The following is a 19,077-nucleotide window of genomic DNA, read 5'->3' on the forward strand; positions in this document are numbered from 1 at the left end:
CCAACGTCGGTATCACGTCGGTATTGCGTCTGTATTGCGGTGGTGTGGAATTTGGGAGTCGCGTTTCGCGGTATTACGGCGAAATGTCTCAGGCGTGCGCGGACACATATGCTAAGACAGGGCGGGCGCATCCGTTGACAGGCGCGAATGTGCGGCGCATTGACGAGCGAAGAGCAGACTGAGCAGGAGTGGGTTCAGATGAAGATTGCGATGATCGGGACGGGCTATGTAGGTCTTGTCTCGGGTGTGTGTTTCTCGGATTTCGGTCACGAGGTTGTCTGTGTCGACAAGAACCCGGCCAAGATCGAGTCCTTGAACCGCGGCGAGGTGCCGATCTACGAACCCGGCCTTGATACGCTCATGGAGAAGAACGTCAGCGCGGGGCGTCTCAGCTTTACGCTTGATCTCAAGGAGGCGCTTGACGGGGCCGAGGCCGTTTTCATCGCAGTCGGTACTCCGACGCGGCGTGGCGATGGCCATGCAGACCTCAGCTATGTGATGGCGGCAGCGGCAGAGATCGCGGAACACGCAAAGGACTATGTTGTCATCGTCACCAAATCGACCGTGCCCGTCGGGACCAACCGGCAGGTCAAGCAGGCGGTGAAGAAGGCCAATCCCAAGCTAGATTTCGACGTGGCCTCGAACCCCGAGTTCCTTCGGGAAGGCGCGGCCATTGAGGATTTCATGAAGCCGGATCGCGTTGTCGTCGGCGTTCAGAACGAGCGTGCGGCCGACGTCATGGCCGAGATCTATCGCCCGCTCTTCCTCCGGGAGTTCCCGATCGTCACCACCGACCTCGAGAGCGCGGAGATGATCAAATACGCGGCCAACGCGTTTCTGGCGACCAAGATCACCTTCATCAACGAGATTGCGGCGCTTTGTGAACGGGTCGGTGGGGATATCAAGGAAGTGTCCAAGGGGATCGGCCTTGATAACCGCATCGGCAACAAGTTCCTGCATGCCGGGCCGGGCTATGGCGGTTCTTGCTTTCCCAAGGACACCAAGGCGCTTGCCCGGATCGGGCAGGAACATGCGGTGCCAATGCAGATCACCGAGACGGTGATCAAGGTCAACGAAGAGACCAAGCGCCGGATGATTGACAAGCTTATGGACCTTTGCGGCGGGAGCGTGAACGACAAGACCATCGCCGTTCTCGGTGTGACCTTCAAACCGAACACGGACGATATGCGGGATGCGCCGTCGCTGACCATTGTGCCAGCGCTTGTTGGCGGGGGCGCGAAGGTGCGCGTCTGTGATCCGCAAGGAGAACACGAGGGTGCCGCGCTCTTGCATGGGGTGCATTGGATCGAAGACCCCTACAAGGCGGCGCATAATGCTGATCTTGTCGTGATCCTTACAGAATGGAACGAGTTCCGTGCGTTGGATCTCAAGCGGATCGCCAAGAAAATGGCGGTGCCGCACATGGCGGACCTACGCAATATCTATTCGCCGAAAGACGCGAAGCGGGCCGGTTTCACGGCCTATGCCTCGATCGGGAGAGGGCAGTATTTCGAAGACTGAGCGAAATATCACATGAGCCGTAGTGCGGAATTCCTCCTCGCTGGCCTAATGGCGATCATCCTCGTACCGGTGATGGCAATCCTGTCGGTGGTCGTCTTGCTTGTCGACGGGCGCCCTGTGTTCTTTACGCAATCGCGGATGAAATCCCCGACGGAGTCCTTTACGCTCGTCAAGTTCCGCACACTGACCGTTGTCGAGGATGAAGACGGCGTTCTTGGTGGGGATAAGCTCGCCCGGATCACACCGCTTGGGCGTATCCTGCGCAAGAGCCGAATGGACGAGTTGCCGCAGCTCTGGAACATCCTTCGGGGCGATATTGGGTTCGTCGGCCCGAGACCGCCCCTGCGCCGCTATGTTGAACGGTTCCCCGAGATTTATGGCGAGGTTCTGAAAGGGCGGCCCGGTGTGACCGGGCTGGCGACCCTTCTCTATCACGGCAAGGAAGAAGTTCTTATGGCGCAATGCCGGACGGGAGAAGAGGCGGAAGCGGTCTATGAACGGGTCTGTGTCCCGGCCAAGGCGCGGCTCGATCTGCTCTATGCAAAGCACAAGTCCCCCTGTCTTGATCTGCGGATGATTGTCGCCACGCTCTGGCGCCGCCTGCCGCCCGTGCCGCGCCCGCGCCGCAAGTTGTGAATATTTTGTATACAATGGCATACTTTTTGCGAATGTTGCCGATCTGTTCCGTTTGGCGCGATTGAATTCTCTGTGCAGCTGTTCTAAAGCAGCGCCATACGACCCAACGTCATGGGGATGCTAAAGATGATCCCCAAGATGTGACATCGCAAAGGAATGGCGCACTATTCGGTGCCGCCAATTTGGCTTCCAGTCATGCTGAAAGGTACAGAAACCATGGCCGATACCTCGAACCCCGATATCATTTACACGATTGTTGACGAAGCACCGGAACTCGCGAGCGCATCGTTCCTCCCGATTATCCGCAAGTTCGCGGATGCCGCCGATATTACCGTTGGCACCAAGGACATTTCGCTTGCCGGACGTATCCTTGCGACCTTCCCGGAAAACCTCACCGATGCACAGCGTCAAAGCGACGACCTTGCCGCGCTTGGCGAGCTTGTGAAAACGGCGGACGCCAATGTCATCAAGCTTCCGAACATCTCGGCCTCGGTGCCGCAGCTTGTCGCAGCGGTCGAAGAGCTTCAGGCGCAGGGCTATGACATTCCGACCTACCCGGAAGAGCCGAAGACCGACGAAGAGAAAGCTGTGCGCGCGCGCTATGACTCGATCAAAGGGTCGGCTGTGAACCCGGTTCTGCGGGAAGGCAACTCGGACCGTCGTTCGGCCAAGGCCGTGAAGAACTACGCCCAGAACAATCCGCATTCGATGGGCAAGTGGGAAAAGGACAGCAAGACCAAGGTCTCGTCCATGCCGGGCAATGATTTCTACGCCAACGAGAAGGCCGCGACCATCACTGCAGATCAGGCCGGTGCCGCGAAGATCGAATTCGTCGGCAAGGATGGGTCGGTGACGGTTCTCAAGGACGGCTGGCAGCTTGATGAGGGCACCGTGGCAGACGCGACCTTCATGAGCGCCAAGGCGCTTGGTGCGTTCCTCGCCGATGCGATTGAGGACACCAAGAAGGACGGCACCATGTTCTCGCTTCACATGAAAGCGACGATGATGAAAGTGTCGGACCCGATCATCTTTGGCCACGCGGTCAAGGCATGGCTCGCGCCGGTGTTTGAGAAGTATGGCGACAAGCTCGAGGCGCTTGGCGTGAACCCGAATTCGGGCATGGGCGATCTTCTTGAGCGCGTGAAGGACGATGCAGAGATCGTTGCCGCGATCGAAGCCGTGCGCGCAGAGCGCCCCGAGATGTACATGGTTGATAGCGACAAGGGCATCACCAACCTGCACGTGCCGTCGGACGTCATCATCGACGCGTCCATGCCGGCGGTGATCCGCGCGGGCGGCAAGGGCTGGGACTCGCAGGGCAACAAGGGCGACACGAATTGTGTCATCCCGGACAACTGCTATGCGACGGTCTATGATGAGACGATCAACTTCTTCAAAGAGAACGGCGCGCTTGACGTGACCACCGCCGGCTCGGTCGCCAACGTCGGTCTGATGGCGCAGAAGGCCGAGGAATACGGCTCGCACCCGACCACGTTCGAAGCGCCTGCAGACGGCACGATCCGCGTTGTGCTTGCCAATGGCGAGACGCTGCATAGCCACGAGGTTGAGGGCGGCGATATCTGGCGCGCCTGCACGGCGAAGAAAGCACCGATCGAGAACTGGATCGAGCTTGCCATGGATCGTCAGCGCCTGACCGGTTCGGAAGCGATCTTCTGGCTCGACGCGAACCGCGCGCATGATGCGGAGCTTATCAAGTTCGTCACGCCGGTGCTTGAAGCGGCGGGCGTGGCCGACAAGTTCAAGATCATGGCGCCGCGTGAGGCGACCCGCGCCTCGCTCGAGACGATCACCAAGGGCGAGGACAGCATCGCAATCACCGGCAACGTGCTGCGCGACTACCTGACCGACCTGTTCCCGATCCTCGAGCTTGGCACCTCGGCCAAGATGCTTTCGATCGTGAAGCTCATGAACGGTGGCGGCCTCTTCGAGACGGGCGCGGGCGGCTCGGCCCCGAAACACGTGCAACAGCTCGTGGAGCAGAACCACCTGCGTTGGGACTCGATGGGCGAGTTCTGTGCGCTGGGCGAGAGCCTCAAGTTCCTTGCCGACACTCAGGGCAACGCCAAGGCGGGTGTTCTTGGCGAGGCGGCGGAAGTCGCGACGCAAGGCATCCTCGACAACAACCGCAGCCCGAGCCGCAAGGTCGGTGAGCCGGACAACCGCGACAGCCACTACTGGTTCGCGCGCTACTGGGCCGAGGCGCTTGCCGCACAGAGCGACGATGCGGAGCTTGCTGCAGAGTTCGCCCCGGTTGCCAAGGCGCTTGCCGAAGGCGAAGCAGCCATCGTGGCAGAGATTGCCGCGGCACAGGGCGATGCGGCGGATATCGGCGGCTACTATCACCCGTCGGTCGAGAAGAAAGCCGCAGTGATGCGCCCCTCGGCCACGCTCAACGCGATTATCGGCTGATTTCGCCTAGATAGAGACTGAAAGGGCGTCCCTCGGGGCGCCCTTTTGCGTTGGTGGTGTGGGCAAACGGTAAATGGGCGCGGAGCGGACCTTGGTGGAATTTGCAGTGGAGGGTGGGTTTGAGGCCCAAACTGACTGATGCTGCGCAGTGCATGAACGATGGCTGTTGGGTGCTACGCTCAAAGCTCTTCCGGTAAGGTTATATCGTGGACCGACGCTGTGATGGGATGTGAGAAATCCCCTCTGGTCTCTGACACAATTTTCTTGAACCAAGGGAAGACAATTCTAGGAACGTTTAGCTTGTCGAGCGGTTGCTCCAGGGCCACTTGACGCCCCCATTTTGGGTCGTCTTCCCAGATCGTGTATTGATCCAGTTCGTCCTCTGTCACGATAGGCCAAATACGATTTATGGTATCGTTAAACTTCTCAACTGCTTCTGGATCATCTGACCAAACATCGTTTTTTCCTTTGCTAAAGAGCCGAAAAGAAAAAGCGGGATCATCTAGAAATACCTCAATGTGAAGCCCTTTGATGCTATCGGGAAGATCAGCGTCCAGCAGGGTTGCGAACGCATCTCTGACCTCGGGATAAAACTCGTCCATCCGATTGGCGAGAACAACCTTAAACTGCTTTAGCAGCTCATCGTCTTCCACCGTGTCTGTTGAAGAAATTTCCGTCTTTCGCTTTCCAAAAAGAGATTTGACCCAATCGACCATTGCTCACTCCCTCCTTGTTCAAACGGCCACTGTGAGCACCAATAAACAACTTCCATCTGGGTTACGAAAGTAGACATTGATAAGCCTGCTATGAATGCCTGCTCCGTCCCGCATAGCGGACCTCCATCCTGCAGGGCTGCCTAAGATCTTTTCGCGCGCTTTCGCGTTAATAATCCTTTTGGAAGAACAGGCCGAGGCCGCTATTGGCCTCTGAGTCGGCGGTGCCTTTGACGGTCAGGTTGGGGGAGACATCGAGGTTGAGGCTGATCGCGCTTTCGCCGGTGTCGCCGACCTCGACCTCGGTATAGACGTTGTCGGAGATGTATTTCCCGGCTGTGACGCTCGTGTTGCCCTCGGCATCGGTGCGCAGGTCGAGATCGTCGATCCCGGCACCTTCACGGAGAGAGCCAAGGGGATTGAAGGTCGAGCGCCCGGACAGCGTTGCCACGGCACCTGCGAGGCGGGCGGCCTGTAGTGGGGAGATATCGGCCATGGATTCGCCAAAGAGGAGCTGGGCCAGGGCCTCGTCCTCGGGCATGTCAGGCGATGAATTGATCGAGAAGGTGGGCGCGTCGGCAGAGCCTTCGAGGGTCAGGTCAAAGCGTGCGGCGCTTGTTTCGGTTGTCGCGACGAGGCGCAAATCAGGCACGAAATCCCCGCGCAACCGAATGGCCCCCTCGGAGAGATCAAAACGTTTGGTGAGGAACTCCATGCGCCCGCGCACAAGATCGAACCCGCCCGCGGTAACGATATTCGTCGTGTCGCCGCGCAACCGCAGTGCGCCGTTGAATTCGGCATCAAGGCCACGCCCGCGCACGAAAACGCGGTTCGGCGCGGAAATCCCGAGATTGAGACGGTAGGCAGGGCCGGATTGTCCATTGCCTGTTTTGACGGCGCCGGCATTGACGCGCGTTCTAGTCACATTGGAAGGTGCGTTCAGATGCGTGATTTCGGGAAGTGGGGCCGAGGAAGAGGCGACGGAATCGACACGAATTTCAGTTTCATCGAGCAACACGTCGCCGCTGATCGTTGCGCCGCCGGTCAGCGGGCCATTGATGCGGATATCGCCCTGAAGGACTGTCTCGACAAGGCGTTCATAGCGCAGGCGCGCGCTTTTGAGGCGGGTGGTCAGGTCGGCGGAATAGGGCGCGGATAGGGACATGCGCCCCTCGAGATCGAAATCGCCGCCAAGGACAAAGCCTCCATTGCCCGAGATCGCGGCCGAGCCGCTGGAAATACGAACATTCGCGCCAATGTTGTTCAAGGCGACCTGCGGATCGGCAACGGAAAGGCGCGCACCAGAGATATCCACGGTGCCGCTCAGAGAGGAAAGTGCAAGCGGGCCGCGAAGGCCAAGGTTGAAGCGGGTTTGGCCCGTCAGGCGGGCCGCATCGGTCAGGCCGTTGACGAGGGCGAGCGGTGCGCTGCCTTCTGTGCTCAGGTCGGCTCTGGAAAAGTCCTTGGCGACCGTGCCTTGGGCGGACAAGACCGCGCCCGAGAGCCCCGCAGCGTCGAGATCGATCTGCCAGGTCTCGCCTGTGCGCTCCGCGGTCGCGTCGAGGCGCAGGGGGCCGGTCAGGCTCGAGATCCAAGGGGATATCTGGGCAATGTTGAGGTCAATCTCGGCGTTGAGCGGGTCAATGCCTTGGCTCTGGCCGCTCAAGGAGAGCCGCGCATTGCCAGGGCCGGTGCCGTCGAGGGTAAGCTCCCAGAGGCCGTTGACCCCTTTGGCGACGGCGGTGAGGGTCGCCGGGCCAGAGACCGATGGCAGGTAGCGTGACAGCGTATCAAGCGATGCATCAAGAGAGATCGTGCCACCGCCCGTGCGCAGCGCGCCTGCGGTTGTCGCAGACAGGGCCGGCGTTTCAAGCAGACCGTCGCGCCATGTCAGGCCCTCTCCATCGCGTTTGACCTTGATGGCGACCTGCGACAGGCCCGTCTCGGTCAGGGTATCGACCTCGGCCATTCCGGTGCGGAGCCCATCGCTTTCACCCGTCATGGAGAGGTCAAAGGCCCCTGCAAGCGGTTGAATCGTGCCTTGGATCGAGGCGTCGAGCGTGCCGCGCAGGGGGCGCCCGGCCAAAGGGGCGAGTGCGGCGAGATCGCCAAGGTTTGCCGTGGCGCGGGTTGTCACCGTGGGATCGAGCGGCGGGCCGTCGATCTGCGCCGTGGCGTCGAGCGTGCCAGAGGCCGTTGTCAGGGTCAGGCGGTTGATCTGCACGGGGCTCTGGTCCTGCCATGCGAGGCCAAGGTCGAGGTTGGCCTTCTCGCCGAGCGCGCGGGCCACCTCGGGGCGGGCGGCGTCGGTCGGGCGCAGGCCGTTTGCCACAAGGCGCATCTCCGCCGTCAGAAGGCGCGGCGCCTCAGGGCGGATGCGTCCGCCACCACTCAGGGCGATGGTTGCGGTGGTGACGTCCGGGTGGATGAAATCGCGGATTGTGCCCGAGAGGGTCCAGGCGTCGCTCTGCGTCGCGTCATAGCGCGCCTTGAGCGTCGCGGATTGCAGGCTCAGGTCCAGGGAGGCGGGCAAGAGGAGCGCAACTGCGCCTTGCTTGGAGAGGTCGATATCAAGGGCAAAACTCTCGGGAAGATTGCTTGGTGCGATGACGGCCTCGCCCGCGATCCGCATGGCGGCGGTGGAGAGCAGGAGATGGTCTAGGGTCACGCGCCCATCGTCGGATTGGCGGGCCTTGGCGGTCAGGTTGGCCTCGGTGCCGAAGAAGGGGCGAAACTGTGCTTTGACAAGCGGGGAAATATCGCCGTTGATGTCGAGAAAAAAGCTCTGTTGGGCCGGAACAGTCTCTGTTTTTGCTTGGTTTGCGGTTTCAAGAGAGCCGCTTACACGCTGAACGCCATCGGTGGCCAAGGAAAGCTCGGCGCGGAACTCGGAGAGCGGAGCATCGCCTTTGAGGGTGAGGGCGAGGGCAGGGCGGTCCGGAACGTTGAGCAGCGTTGCGACCGCGCCTGCACGGGCTTCCTCGGCGGCGAGGTCAATCAGGAGCCGTCGGGTGGTGTTGTCAAAGGCGGCCTTGAGCGCGAAGGCCCCCTTGATGTCGTCCGTGCGGGTCAGGGTCAGATCGGCATCGCCCGCGCCACCGATGAGAGAGAGCTTGCCGGCGAGTTTCGCGGTGAGAGCTTGGCCAAGGACCGGCGCACCGAGCGCGATTTTATCGGCTTTGATATCGCCGATCTGAACGCTGACGGGCAGGTCGGGTAGGGAGAACGGTGTGGCTTCGGGTGTCGGCGCCGCAGGATCGCTTTCGGGGAGGCGCGAAAGCGTGATCGTCTTGGCGGCCAGGCTGTTGACCGAGAGCGCACCGCTAAAGAGCGCGCTACGGTTCCAATCGAGCGTGACATTCTCGAGGCGGAGCCAGATACCCTTGACGTCGGCAATCGTGAGCGTCTCGACGCTGGCTTTGCTGCTAAGTGCACCGGTGAAGCCGTCCACCGTCACCGTGCGGCCGGCGCCGGAGAGCGAATCTTCGAGGAACCGCGTCAGGCGCCCCTTGTCCTCTTCGGTGTCCGCAAGGGCAGACAAGGGGACGCAGAGGCAAAGCAAGAGAAGCAGGTGTCGCATCAGAAGGCCTGTCCAATCCCGATATAGAGCTGCACACCGTCGGAATTGCTTCCGGAAACCGGACCAGCGAGATCGACCCGGATCGGGCCGATGCCGGTATGATAGCGCAGACCGATCCCGGCCCCGGAATGCCAAGAGCCATTGCCGCCAAAGCTACTTGTTTCGCCAATATAGCCTGCGTCGTAGAACACCACGGTCGAGATACTTTCCCATGCGCGCAGGCGGAGTTCGCCAGAAATGCCAAGGAAAGAGAGGCCGCCGCTTTGCGCGCCGCCGGTGGTGATGAAGTTCGACTGGAACGGTTGGCCCCGCACTGTGCCGCCGCCGCCGGAGAGGAAGAGCATGTCGGGAGGTGTGGTTGCCAGAGAGGGGCCTAGGACGGTCCCGACCTGAAGCCGTGCCGCGGCGGTCAGGCTTTCGCCGAGGGGACGATAGAGGCGCGCGTCGGCGGTCATAGACATGCCCGTTTCCGCAGTGCCACCGCCAAGATAGGGCATCACGGTTGCGTCGATGTAGTACCCGTCGCGGGCATCAAGCGGATCATCCCGGCGGTCGATCGTGTATCCGAACGGCAGGCCGAGAATGTGGAAATCTCGCGTGCCAAAGGAATCACGCACGAAATTGGTTTGGTAATGCAGGCCGAAAGACGCCTTGCGGGTCTGTGACAGGAAGCGGGTAAAGCCTATGTCGAAGGACAGTTTTTCCTGAAAGAATAGCGGATCGTTCTGTCGTTCAGCGGTCAGCGCAAGCCGTAAGTCGGTATCCGCGCCAAGCGTTGCCGGGCGGGTGAACTCGGTCGAGAAGCGATAATCGGTGCCGCCTGACTGGGCCTGAATGCCGGAGACCTCGCCCTCGATCCGAAGCCGTTCTGCGCCACCAAGAAGGTTGCGATGCATCCAGAAAGCCGACGCGGAGATCCCGTCGCGGGACTGCAATTCGGCACCAAAGCCGATGCGGCGGGGTTTGGCGTCTTTCACGTCGACCGCGATATCAAGGCTTTGATCCGGATTGATCGCCTCGGCCTCTCGGATGTTGACCGAGCGAAACACGCCTGTGCGCCGCAAGCGGATCGCGATGGTCTCGAGCGCCTCGGGATCAAAACGTTCACCGGTTGGCAGTGCGATGATCTTGCGCAGGCGGCGCTCTGTAACGGCGCTTTCTCCCGGAAGAGTCAGGTCACCAAAGCGCAACTCGGGGCCGGGGGCGATCTTGAGGTCGGCATCAAGCGTTGCATTGGCATGATTGGCGACAAGAGATTGATCCGCGATGCGGGCCTTGGCGTGCCCGATGGCGCGCCAGCCCGTGATCCCTTCGCGGGCGGCAGCGCGGATGGTTTCCGCCTCTGCCGGTTGGCCCGGTGCAAAGCCCGCGGGCACTTCGGTTTGCGGTGCAAGCGGGGCAATGCGCGCCTTGGCGAATTGAAAGCGCGGCCCGGTCACGACTTCGATCTGTGCTGAGGTGACCGTGTCGATGCGCGCAAAGGGCGGCAGCGATGCGGCCTCGCGTCCGTTGACACGAATACGAATTTCGGGGCCGTAGTAGCCCGCGTTGTAGAGCAGACCGAGCAGGCGCCGATAGTCAGCACGCGCCGCCGCGACGATATCGAGCGGGTTGCGCACGCCGTCTTCTGCGGCATCGATCAAGAGCGAACTTGATTGCAGGGTCTCGATCAAGTCCTCAGAGGCGCCCGGCGCACTCAGGCGCGCGTCGAAGGCTTGCCCGGCATTGGCCCAAAGCAGACCAGCGCAGACTACTGTGCCTGCGAGCCATCTGCTGAATTGTCGGGTCGAAACTGGCATGGTGCCTGTCTCCTGATGCGCGCTGTTCTTCCTAGTGACTTAGCTCACGGGGTAGGCATTGAACATAGCCCGGCCTTGGATTCACCCTTGGAAGGACTGGGATCGGTGGACCTTTGCCGAGACATCCGGTTTTTCGGGCTTTACGGTATGCGCAAACGGCTATCCCATTGGCAGAAACGGGATCAGGAGGCGATATGGGCGCAACGACACGAAATATGCTTTGGATCCGGCTACGCAGTGCGTTGTTCTATGTTCTGTCTGGTCTAGCGTTTGTGCCTTTCCTTCTATTCTGGCCGGTTTTCTTTCTGCCCGAACGGTATCTTCTGGGCGTCGGAGCGGCCTATCTCAGGGTTCAGCTCGTCCTTCTGCGGCTTATCTGTGGCATTCATTATCGCGTCGAGGGGGCGGAGAATCTGCCCGAGGGGCCATGCCTCATTGCGTCTTGGCATGAATCGTCCTGGGAGACGCTTTTCTTTCATCTCTTCCTTGATCAGCCTGTCATGTTCGCAAAGCAGGAGGTGTTCTCGTATCCGGTCGTCGGGCTTGTTGCGCAGAAGGCAGGGCATGTACCGATCGACCGCAAGGGCACGCCGGATCAGATGCGCGACGGGTTCCGGGCCGGTGTTGCGGCGATCAAGCGGGGGCGCAAGCTATTGATCTTTCCGAGCGGAACACGGCAACGCGGCGCGCCGAAACGTATTCAGCGCGGTGTTGGGGTGCTCTATGACCTTGCCAAGGTCGACGCGGTGCCCGTGCAGGTAAAGTCCGGCCATTGCTGGCCTGCGGGGAGTCTCTTGAAATACCCCGGCACGATCACCGTGCGTATTCTGCCACCGATCCCGGCGGGCCTTGAGCGGCGTGCCTTCCTTCAGCAGCTTGCACTTGCGTTCGGCGAAAATCAGGACGATTTGAAACGTTAAGGTGGCGGTAACGCACGGCCTGTTACACCCGGGATTGGGTGAGTAATAGGTGGTGAGATGAGCGCGCAGAAAAATGCGTCTCCGGTCATCATCAAGAGAAAGAAAGTCGTTGCTGGCGACGGGCATCACGGTGGTGCTTGGAAGGTTGCCATGGCATTTTCCTTGTATGCATAGGCGCTTTGCGCCCGTTGGATGTAACCGCGAAGGCGGTCTTGAATGTCGTTCTGACAGGTGCCGAACCGTTCGTCGGCCGGCGCCATCCGGTTGGATGCGGTGTGACTGTGTGGTGGAAAACGCTAATGGAGTGCTAATCCGGCCAATCCAGATACGAGGCTTTTGATGCAAATCTGGCTGTTGTACTGCGGGCAGGTCAGGCGCGTTTCTCAAGACGCCCGGGGCTTGCGAGATAGACGTCGGATTTCTGACCTTTCGCATCGTAGGTCTGTAGGGAATCGCGCACCCGGCGCAGCAAGGACATGCGCTCAGCGACATCCTGAATCCCAGCGAGCGCGCTCTCCATCAAGACCTGATTGCGCCCTGCGGCCACCTGCAGCGCCTGAAGCGGTACGCGATCCTCGGGAGCCAGATCTTCGAGAGCATCGAGCAAACGCGCTTTCTCTGCCCCGATCTCCGCGAGAGAGCCAATATCTCCCTCCAGCAACGCGCGCTTCTCTGCGCTAAGCAAGGCATCGAGAGATGCAAAAAGTGCACTGTGGTTCTGTTTAGGCATCGGCCTTGTCCTTCAAGCTTTGGAAGATCGACTCGGCAAGGCCGATCCCGCCCGCATCGACAATCGCGCGTGCTTGGGTTTCGATCAGAAGGGATGCGAATTGGTCCTCGCCAGCCCCTCCGCCAAAGCTCTCTCGTGGTTTTCCGAGGCCGGCGTGTTTGAGCATTTCTGCAAGAAAGCTCGCCTCAAGATCCTGCGCGACCTCCTTAAGGCGCGATGTGGTTTGCGTTTGGGAGGTTGGCGGTGGCGTGATCGGCAAGACCGGGTCCGTCATATCAATATCTCCAAGTTGAAGCGGTTTTCTTGATTTTGACGATCAGCGGTAAAGAAGTGGTAACCCTGTTGGCGTTCTTATCGGCGTACTGCACCTGTCGCCGGAGGCCCCATGCTGCCTGAACTCTCTCAAGAAACCATACTCCACCATTCCATCGCGCTGCCGCCCAGGACAGGGGCGATGAGGCATGAGGGGAGGATAGATTTCGTCTCTATTCTTGCGGAACTCGACTTGAAAGTGAGTGATGTGGCAGAGGATGGCACGCAGGAGAATACAATTGCCGCCGTGCCGAAAGAGGAGCCAACCAGCGCTGTTGAAGACGTCGAAGGCGAAGAATGGCTTCTCGATGACCTCGAAGCGATGACCAAGGCCGAAGAGGCAGAGGAGTCTCATTCTAAGTCACCAGAGGTCGTCCGATCGCTTCAAGATAAGGACGCTCCTAGTTGGACGGAGGCGGCGAAAGAGGGCTTGGATCCACCCCAAACCGCGGCAGAGCCTGAGTTCGTTCCGTTGCAAAGGGGTTCAGATGCGCAAGCAGAAGGACGCGTCGATCGGCCAGAGACATCTACGTCGAGTTTGCCAGAGCAGCGCGCGTTGGGATCGAACCAGATCTCTGTCCCGCTGAGTGTCGAGACGTCGAAGAGCGCGGCTGTGTCGAAAGAGAGTCTCGTCGCAGCCCAAAGCGCGGATCACTCCAACCGATCCGTAGCAGTCAGACCCGCCTCAATCGAAGGGGGTCTCCTTCAAGCGGCACCAGCTGCGTCAGGAGACCCTTCGAATCCGACCGCAAGGGATTTTCAAACGAACACCACCCCTCTCCGCGATCCACCTGCGCCAGAGAGGCTGGCGGAGAGCCAAGCCCGAGAGGGGCATCCGACCCGAAAGATCCCCATTGCGCCCGAGACAAGAGAAGGCACGCCGCAGGAGTCACGCCGTTCGCCCCACGCCGAACCAAATCGTGCTGATCCGCCCCTGTTTCTTAGTGCGCGACGCGAGGTGGCCCCAACAACCACCTCTCAGGGGACCACGCCCATCCAATCGACGCCTGCTGCGATCGCGCCCGGACCTCTGGCAAAGGCAGAATCGCGCCTGACCTTGCGAGATGGAGGATCTGAATTCTTCGTAGAAGAAGCGGCGCCTATCGCGGACCGGTCTGCAGTGACAGGACGAGATATGTTTCAGTCCGTTCGGGGCGCCGCTCTCGGGCCCCATGCAGAACACCCACAGGCTCTGAGCGTGGTTCGGCAGGTCTCGGAAGCAATTCGGCTCACACCCGGAAACGGCATTGATATCGCACTTCGTCCTGAAGAGCTTGGTTCTGTTCGGCTAAGCCTTTCTGGGCAGGAGGGTCAGATGAGTGTCGTTGTTCAGGCGGAACGGCCAGAGACGCTTGACCTCATGCGGCGCCATATCGACAGCCTGTCTCAGGAATTTCGTGCGATTGGCTACGGGGATGTCTCGTTCTCGTTCCAGTCTGGCGGAGACTCGGCGCGTGATGAGCAAGATGGAGAGCCCGGGACAGTCGCGGTGATCGAAGAAATGCCGTCTGACGACACACGGGGAGAGGCGTCGGGCAGCATTGCGAAGCGCTCGGGCCTCGATATGCGCATCTAGGAGGGATCATGGAAGCAGTTACGACACAGGCTCAGGCGACATTGGGCACGCGCGGCGAGCGAACCTCGTCCGCAATGGCCGAGGGCTCTTCGGATTATGAGACCTTTCTCAAGATGTTGACGGTCCAGATGCAGAACCAAGACCCCCTAAACCCGGTCGAAGCCTCGGACTTCGCGGCGCAGCTCGCGGCGTTCTCGAGCGTAGAGCAACAGGTCTTGACCAATGATCTATTGGCTTCGATCGAAACCCGCTTGGCGACGTCGGACTTCGCGGCGCTGGCGGATTGGGTCGGCATGGATGTGCGCAGCTTGGGCGCTGCGTATTTTGACGGAACCTCAATCGAGACAAGTGGGCAGATAGACACGACGGCGGAGAAAACCGATCTGGTGGTGCGCGATGTAAATGGTCTCGAGATCTATCGCGCGCCCGTTGCGGATTCGGATGGCGGTATCTCATGGATGGGCGAGACGACGGCGGGCCAACGCGCGCCCAATGGCCTTTATTCTCTCTCGCTTGAAGGGTTTTCCTCCGGCGAGAGCCTTGGAGAAATCCCGCTTGAGACCTATGGGCGGGTACGCGAGGCGCGGATGGGGAGCGATGGGCTGAACCTTGTCCTTGAAGGCGGGCAAACTGTTGCCGCCGACGATGTGACGGCGCTGCGAGCGCCTGTCTGAACTTTGGTTGTGACTACAGGTCGCTCAAACCATAGGCGAGATAGGCCGGCCAGAGTGCGAGCCGTCGAAAGCGCCCACCGGGAAACCGGCCTGGCGGGGCCGTAAGAGCCTTTGGACGGCGCAATTGTCTCTGTTCGAGTATCTGTTCGGCCAGAAGCGCACCGCAATAGCTTGCCATTGCGACGCCGTTGCCATGATAGGCGAAGCTGGCAAACAACCCCTCATGCCCGGGCACGGGTCCGGCGAAGGGCGTCAGATTGCGCGCGAAACACACGAACCCGGACCAGTAGTATGGCGTTTCAACGTGACTCCAAGCCGGAAACATCTGCTCAAAATCACGTCTGATCAAACGTCGCACGGCCTGATCCGCGCGATGCGTCGTTCGCAAACCGCCTCGCATGCCGAAAAGGAAACGTCCATCTGGCATAAGACGGAAATAGTGCAGGAGGGCGCGGGTGTCATAGGCCATCTGCGCCGAGGTCCATCCCTGGGCTTCTTGCTCTTCTGAGGAAAGCGGCCGGGTCACAATCACGCTCGACTGTGCGGGCATGTAGCGATTGGCAAGCCAATTTGGAACGGTTTCGCGGCCATACCCGTTGGTGGCGATGATAACCTGCTTTGCGGAGACCGTTCCCTGCGCGGTCTTGAGCCGGAATGCCCCTGATTGACCTGAGATTCGTGTCACCGAAGTCTGACCATGGATCCTCGCGCCTGCTCTTTGCGCCGCACGTGCGAGGCCAAGCGCGTATTTCTTTGGGTTGAGGGCAAACCCAATCGGGATCGTGAGACCACCGTGAAAATCGCCGTTCATGCCTTGGCGCACAAGGTCGTCGCGTGAGAGAAGTTCGGGCGTGACTCCATACAGATCAGAGGTCTCCTTGGCCTTCTTCTCAAGCGAAAGCAGGTCGCGCTTGCGGTGGGCAAGAAGGGTTTCACCCTGAGAGTGGGTATCAGCGTCGATCTCGTGCGTTCCCAAGATATTTTCGACACACGAAACCGCATCACGTTCGGCGAGGAAATAGTCCTGTGCCGCTTTCTGACCTATCCGCTTTGCAAGGGTGGCGGGTTCTATATGGCTCCCACCAAGACAGCAGAACCCTCCATTGCGCCCCGATGCGCCCCAGCTTGGCTGTTGTTCGTCCAGAAGAACGACATCGCGCCCGGCCTCGGCAAGGTGCAGGGCTGCAGACAAACCCGTATAGCCGCCGCCGATGATCGCCACATCCGCCGATACATCGCTGGTCAGCATAGGATAGGACACGGCATCGACCGTTTCATTCCAGAAACATGTCTCAACCGGTCCATCACCATAGACAAAGGGGTCGCAGATCCGTGTCATCCGGCCGAAAGTCGCTCTGCCGCGCGTTCCTCACGTTGTTGCCGCGCAACCTTGCTCTTTGAGATGAGCGAGGCCGAGATGACGCCGATGGTCACAATACCGATCATGATCGTGGACAGGGCGTTGATCTCGGGGCTGACACCAAGGCGGACAGAAGACCAGATCTTCATTGGCAATGTCGTGGCCGATGGCCCGGATGTGAACGATGCGATGACGAGATCGTCGAGCGACAGTGTAAAGGCAAGCAGCCAACCGGAGATCACAGCGGGTGCGATGATCGGCAGTGTGACGAGATGAAAGGCCTGAAACGGCGAACAACCAAGGTCGAGCGCCGCTTCTTCGAGGGAATTGTCAAAGCTCACGAGGCGCGACGATACAACGACCGAGACATAGCACATCGAGAACGTCGTATGCGCGAGAACGATGGTCAGTACCCCTCGATCAAGGCCGATCCCGATGAAAAGCAGGAGCAGAGAGAGGCCTGTGATGACTTCGGGCATGACGAGCGGTGCATAGACCATCCCCGAAAACAGGGTGCGCCCAAAGAACCGCCCGGCGCGGACCATGACAATCGCCGCCATCGTGCCGAGTGCCATGGCGATGGTTGAGCTCAGGACCGCGACCTTGATCGTGACCCAAGCGGCATCAAGGAACGCTTCGTTCTGAAGCAGTTCACCATACCATTTGGTCGAGAACCCGGCCCAGACCGTCACAAGTTTCGACGCGTTGAAGCTATAGATGATGAGGATCACCATCGGCAGGTAGAGGAAGGCAAAGCCAAGCGTAAGCGAGGTTGCGTTGAACCAGCTGAAACGTCTCATCCTTCGGCCTCCCTCTGTTTCTGTTCGTTGCGTTGGAACAAGATGATCGGGATCACGAGGATCAAAAGCAGGATCACCGCCACCGCCGAGGCCACTGGCCAATCGCGATTAGAGAAGAACTCTTCCCAGAGCACCTTGCCGATCATCAGGGTTTGCGACCCGCCGAGAAGCGAGGGGATGACGAATTCGCCGATCGTCGGGATGAAGACGAGGAAACAGCCCGCAATTATCCCTTGTTTCGAAAGCGGTATCGTCACCAACCAGAAGGCGGAAAAGCGCGAACAACCAAGGTCTTCAGCGGCTTCGAGAAGGCTCGCGTCGAGCTTTTCAAGGGCCGAGTAGATCGGCAGGATCATGAACGGCAGATAGGTATAGACGATGCCGATATAGACCGCTGCGTTGGTGTTCAGGATGATGAGCGGCTCGGAAATGAGACCAAGGGACATCAGAAGCTGATTGAGATAGCCCTCCTGGCTGAGGATGCCCATCCATGAATAGACGCGGATCAGGAACGAGGTCCAGAACGGCAGGATCACGAGCATGAGCAGCGTCGGACGCCATTCATCCGGCGCTTTCGCCATGCCATAGGCAATCGGGTAGCCGACGAGCAATGTCAGAAAGGTAGAGATAGCCGCGATCTTGAGGCTCGAGAGGTAGGCTTTCCAGTAGAGATCATCTTCGGTTAGGAAGATGAAGTTCTCAAAATCAAGCCCGGAGAGGAACTCCTTGAACCCTGCCCAGCCTGCCGAGATATCAAGGGTTGGCACATAGGGGGGGATCGCAAGCCACGCATCCGAAAGCGCGATCTTCAGCACAATAATGAAGGGCACGAGGAAAAGCGCCAGCAACCAGAGATAAGGCACCGCGATCAGGAAGAGACGGCGCATATCAGTTCTCCAACAAGACACCGGCGGTGTCCGTCCAGCTTACCCAGACCTTGTCTTCCCAAGTAAAGCCCCGGCGCGAGATGCGTCGGTTGTTGGCGGTTTGGGCCTTGATAATTTGTCCATTGGGAAGCTCGACATGGTAGGTCGAGAGGTTCCCGAGATAGGCGATATCAAGCACCTTGCCCCGGAACGCGGTCGGATTCGTGGGCTTATCATGCGTGATTGCCACCTTCTCAGGACGAATGGCGAAATGCACGGTTTGGCCCTTGTCGAAGCTCGTCTGCGGCGTGCCGATGATATCCGGCAGACCTTCGCCCCATGTGATGGCAAGCTTGTCACCATCCTTCGCGCCAGCCTTGCCTTCGATCAGGTTCACATCGCCGATGAAGTCCGCGACGTAGGTCGAATTCGGGGTCTCATAAATTTCGGCGGGTGTGGCCACCTGCACGATCTTACCATGATCCATGACCGCGACACGGCTCGCGACGGTCATCGCTTCTTCCTGATCGTGGGTCACAATGACAAAGGTCGTGCCGGTCTTTTCCTGAATATCCATCAACTCGAACTGCGTTTCCTGACGTAGTTTCTTGTCGAGAGCGCCAAGCGGTTCATCAAGCAGCAGGAGCTTGGGTGCTTTGGCGAGCGAGCGGGCGAGGGCGACGCGCTGACGCTGACCCCCGGAAATTTGGTGCGGTTTGCGCCGTGCGAATTTCTCGAGCCGCGTCAGGCGGAGCATTTCGCTCACGCGGGCGCCCAGTTCGTCCTTGGGCATCCCATCACGACGCAGGCCAAAGGCGATATTGTCCCAGACGGAAAGATGCGGAAAGAGCGCGTAGGATTGGAACATCATGTTCACGGCGCGTTTGTTGGGCGGTACGGGGGCCATGTCCTGACCCGAGAGGAGAATATGACCCTCGGTCGGTGTTTCGAACCCGGCGAGCATCCGCATCATCGTCGTCTTGCCGCAGCCCGAGGGACCGAGAAGAGCAAAAAACTCGCGTTCGTATATATCAATCGTGAGATCGTCGATGGCTATGAAATCGCCAAAGCGTTTGGTGACGTTCTTAAACTGGATGATTGGTTTCTCATCCGGATCAAGCCAAGGGGCGAAGACGTCCTGAGGCATATGGCCCACTCCC

15 protein-coding genes and 1 pseudogene are annotated in these 19,077 nt (G+C 59.7%); 7 read left to right on the forward strand and 9 right to left on the reverse strand.

Translation table 11 applies throughout. The features are described 5' to 3' along the window. Positions 1-198 precede the first annotated feature (198 nt). The 3 genes from R1W01_RS07750 (at position 199) to R1W01_RS07760 (ending at position 4,587) form a co-directional block, all read left to right on the forward strand. Positions 199-1,521 (forward strand): UDP-glucose dehydrogenase family protein, encoded by a 1,323-nt coding sequence (locus tag R1W01_RS07750; RefSeq protein WP_297754572.1) that lies wholly within the window; start codon positions 199-201, stop codon positions 1,519-1,521. 12 nt (positions 1,522-1,533) lie between these two features. Continuing rightward, the gene (locus R1W01_RS07755; protein WP_297754569.1) at positions 1,534-2,157 is read left to right on the forward strand and encodes a sugar transferase; all 624 of its coding nucleotides are present in this window, start codon (positions 1,534-1,536) and stop codon (positions 2,155-2,157) included. A gap of 216 nt (positions 2,158-2,373) precedes the next feature. Then, positions 2,374-4,587: an NADP-dependent isocitrate dehydrogenase gene (locus R1W01_RS07760; RefSeq protein WP_297755163.1), complete on the forward strand. Its 2,214-nt coding sequence runs from the start codon at positions 2,374-2,376 to the stop codon at positions 4,585-4,587. 179 nt (positions 4,588-4,766) lie between these two features. Here R1W01_RS07760 and R1W01_RS07765 read toward each other — a convergent pair whose 3' ends face one another. From R1W01_RS07765 to R1W01_RS07775, 3 genes are all read right to left on the reverse strand, one after another. Next, entirely contained in the window at positions 4,767-5,303 is a 537-nt protein-coding gene (locus R1W01_RS07765) for a hypothetical protein (RefSeq protein ID WP_297754567.1), read from the reverse strand. 166 nt (positions 5,304-5,469) lie between these two features. Beyond that, complete coding sequence (locus R1W01_RS07770; RefSeq protein WP_297754564.1) at positions 5,470-8,880, reverse strand: translocation/assembly module TamB domain-containing protein; 3,411 nt, start codon at positions 8,878-8,880, stop codon at positions 5,470-5,472. Next, positions 8,880-10,679: an autotransporter assembly complex protein TamA gene (locus tag R1W01_RS07775; protein ID WP_297754560.1), complete on the reverse strand. Its 1,800-nt coding sequence runs from the start codon at positions 10,677-10,679 to the stop codon at positions 8,880-8,882. Before R1W01_RS07775 ends, R1W01_RS07770 begins: the two co-directional genes overlap by 1 nt. 194 nt (positions 10,680-10,873) lie before the next feature. Here R1W01_RS07775 and R1W01_RS07780 point away from each other — a divergent pair, with 194 nt between their 5' ends. After that, positions 10,874-11,599 (forward strand): lysophospholipid acyltransferase family protein, encoded by a 726-nt coding sequence (locus R1W01_RS07780; RefSeq protein ID WP_297754557.1) that lies wholly within the window; start codon positions 10,874-10,876, stop codon positions 11,597-11,599. Between the two features lie 57 nt (positions 11,600-11,656). Beyond that, a pseudogene (locus R1W01_RS07785) lies at positions 11,657-11,755 on the forward strand (chemotaxis protein MotB); the annotation flags it as partial. 214 nt (positions 11,756-11,969) lie between these two features. On the opposite strand, the gene R1W01_RS07790 reads toward R1W01_RS07785, so the two are convergent. Together R1W01_RS07790 and R1W01_RS07795 are read right to left on the reverse strand one after the other, a co-directional pair. After that, positions 11,970-12,329, reverse strand: a complete 360-nt coding sequence (locus R1W01_RS07790; RefSeq protein WP_297754555.1) for a flagellar biosynthesis protein FlgN — start codon at positions 12,327-12,329, stop codon at positions 11,970-11,972. After that, entirely contained in the window at positions 12,322-12,603 is a 282-nt protein-coding gene (locus R1W01_RS07795; RefSeq protein WP_297754552.1) for a rod-binding protein, read from the reverse strand. Before R1W01_RS07795 ends, R1W01_RS07790 begins: the two co-directional genes overlap by 8 nt. Before the next feature lie 1,173 nt (positions 12,604-13,776). Here R1W01_RS07795 and R1W01_RS07800 point away from each other — a divergent pair. Both R1W01_RS07800 and R1W01_RS07805 read left to right on the forward strand, forming a co-directional pair. Further along, complete coding sequence (locus tag R1W01_RS07800) at positions 13,777-14,217, forward strand: flagellar hook-length control protein FliK (RefSeq protein WP_297754549.1); 441 nt, start codon at positions 13,777-13,779, stop codon at positions 14,215-14,217. An 8-nt stretch (positions 14,218-14,225) separates the two neighbouring features. Continuing rightward, a complete protein-coding gene (locus R1W01_RS07805; protein ID WP_297754546.1) occupies positions 14,226-14,891 on the forward strand; it encodes a flagellar hook capping FlgD N-terminal domain-containing protein in 666 nt (221 codons plus the stop codon). Between the two features lie 13 nt (positions 14,892-14,904). Here the strand turns inward: R1W01_RS07805 and R1W01_RS07810 are convergent, their stop codons facing one another. The 4 genes from R1W01_RS07810 to R1W01_RS07825 are packed head-to-tail and all read right to left on the reverse strand — an operon-like array spanning position 14,905 to position 19,064. Then, entirely contained in the window at positions 14,905-16,230 is a 1,326-nt protein-coding gene (locus R1W01_RS07810) for an NAD(P)/FAD-dependent oxidoreductase (protein WP_297754543.1), read from the reverse strand. Further along, complete coding sequence (locus tag R1W01_RS07815; RefSeq protein ID WP_297754541.1) at positions 16,227-17,051, reverse strand: ABC transporter permease; 825 nt, start codon at positions 17,049-17,051, stop codon at positions 16,227-16,229. Before R1W01_RS07815 ends, R1W01_RS07810 begins: the two co-directional genes overlap by 4 nt. Continuing rightward, the gene (locus R1W01_RS07820; RefSeq protein WP_297754538.1) at positions 17,048-17,938 is read right to left on the reverse strand and encodes an ABC transporter permease subunit; all 891 of its coding nucleotides are present in this window, start codon (positions 17,936-17,938) and stop codon (positions 17,048-17,050) included. Before R1W01_RS07820 ends, R1W01_RS07815 begins: the two co-directional genes overlap by 4 nt. 1 nt (position 17,939) lies before the next feature. Beyond that, on the reverse strand, positions 17,940-19,064 hold the full coding sequence (locus R1W01_RS07825; protein ID WP_243611676.1) for an ABC transporter ATP-binding protein: 1,125 nt from the start codon (positions 19,062-19,064) through the stop codon (positions 17,940-17,942). Positions 19,065-19,077 lie beyond the last annotated feature (13 nt).

It is taken from the genome of Shimia sp. FJ5, assembly GCF_032918335.1.
Classification (GTDB): domain Bacteria; phylum Pseudomonadota; class Alphaproteobacteria; order Rhodobacterales; family Rhodobacteraceae; genus Shimia; species Shimia aestuarii_A.

Bases quoted from the DNA above. Each gene is read 5' to 3' on its own strand.
- R1W01_RS07810 (WP_297754543.1), bottom strand. From the start codon at position 16,230: ATGACACGGATCTGCGACCCCTTTGTCTATGGTGATGGACCGGTTGAG.
- R1W01_RS07800 (WP_297754549.1), top strand. From the start codon at position 13,777: ATGTTTCAGTCCGTTCGGGGCGCCGCTCTCGGGCCCCATGCAGAACAC.
- R1W01_RS07770 (WP_297754564.1), bottom strand. From the start codon at position 8,880: ATGCGACACCTGCTTCTCTTGCTTTGCCTCTGCGTCCCCTTGTCTGCC.
- R1W01_RS07780 (WP_297754557.1), top strand. From the start codon at position 10,874: ATGGGCGCAACGACACGAAATATGCTTTGGATCCGGCTACGCAGTGCG.
- R1W01_RS07805 (WP_297754546.1), top strand. From the start codon at position 14,226: ATGGAAGCAGTTACGACACAGGCTCAGGCGACATTGGGCACGCGCGGC.
- R1W01_RS07820 (WP_297754538.1), bottom strand. From the start codon at position 17,938: ATGCGCCGTCTCTTCCTGATCGCGGTGCCTTATCTCTGGTTGCTGGCG.
- R1W01_RS07755 (WP_297754569.1), top strand. From the start codon at position 1,534: ATGAGCCGTAGTGCGGAATTCCTCCTCGCTGGCCTAATGGCGATCATC.
- R1W01_RS07765 (WP_297754567.1), bottom strand. From the start codon at position 5,303: ATGGTCGATTGGGTCAAATCTCTTTTTGGAAAGCGAAAGACGGAAATT.
- R1W01_RS07760 (WP_297755163.1), top strand. From the start codon at position 2,374: ATGGCCGATACCTCGAACCCCGATATCATTTACACGATTGTTGACGAA.
- R1W01_RS07815 (WP_297754541.1), bottom strand. From the start codon at position 17,051: ATGAGACGTTTCAGCTGGTTCAACGCAACCTCGCTTACGCTTGGCTTT.
- R1W01_RS07825 (WP_243611676.1), bottom strand. From the start codon at position 19,064: ATGCCTCAGGACGTCTTCGCCCCTTGGCTTGATCCGGATGAGAAACCA.
- R1W01_RS07795 (WP_297754552.1), bottom strand. From the start codon at position 12,603: ATGACGGACCCGGTCTTGCCGATCACGCCACCGCCAACCTCCCAAACG.
- R1W01_RS07750 (WP_297754572.1), top strand. From the start codon at position 199: ATGAAGATTGCGATGATCGGGACGGGCTATGTAGGTCTTGTCTCGGGT.
- R1W01_RS07775 (WP_297754560.1), bottom strand. From the start codon at position 10,679: ATGCCAGTTTCGACCCGACAATTCAGCAGATGGCTCGCAGGCACAGTA.
- R1W01_RS07790 (WP_297754555.1), bottom strand. From the start codon at position 12,329: ATGCCTAAACAGAACCACAGTGCACTTTTTGCATCTCTCGATGCCTTG.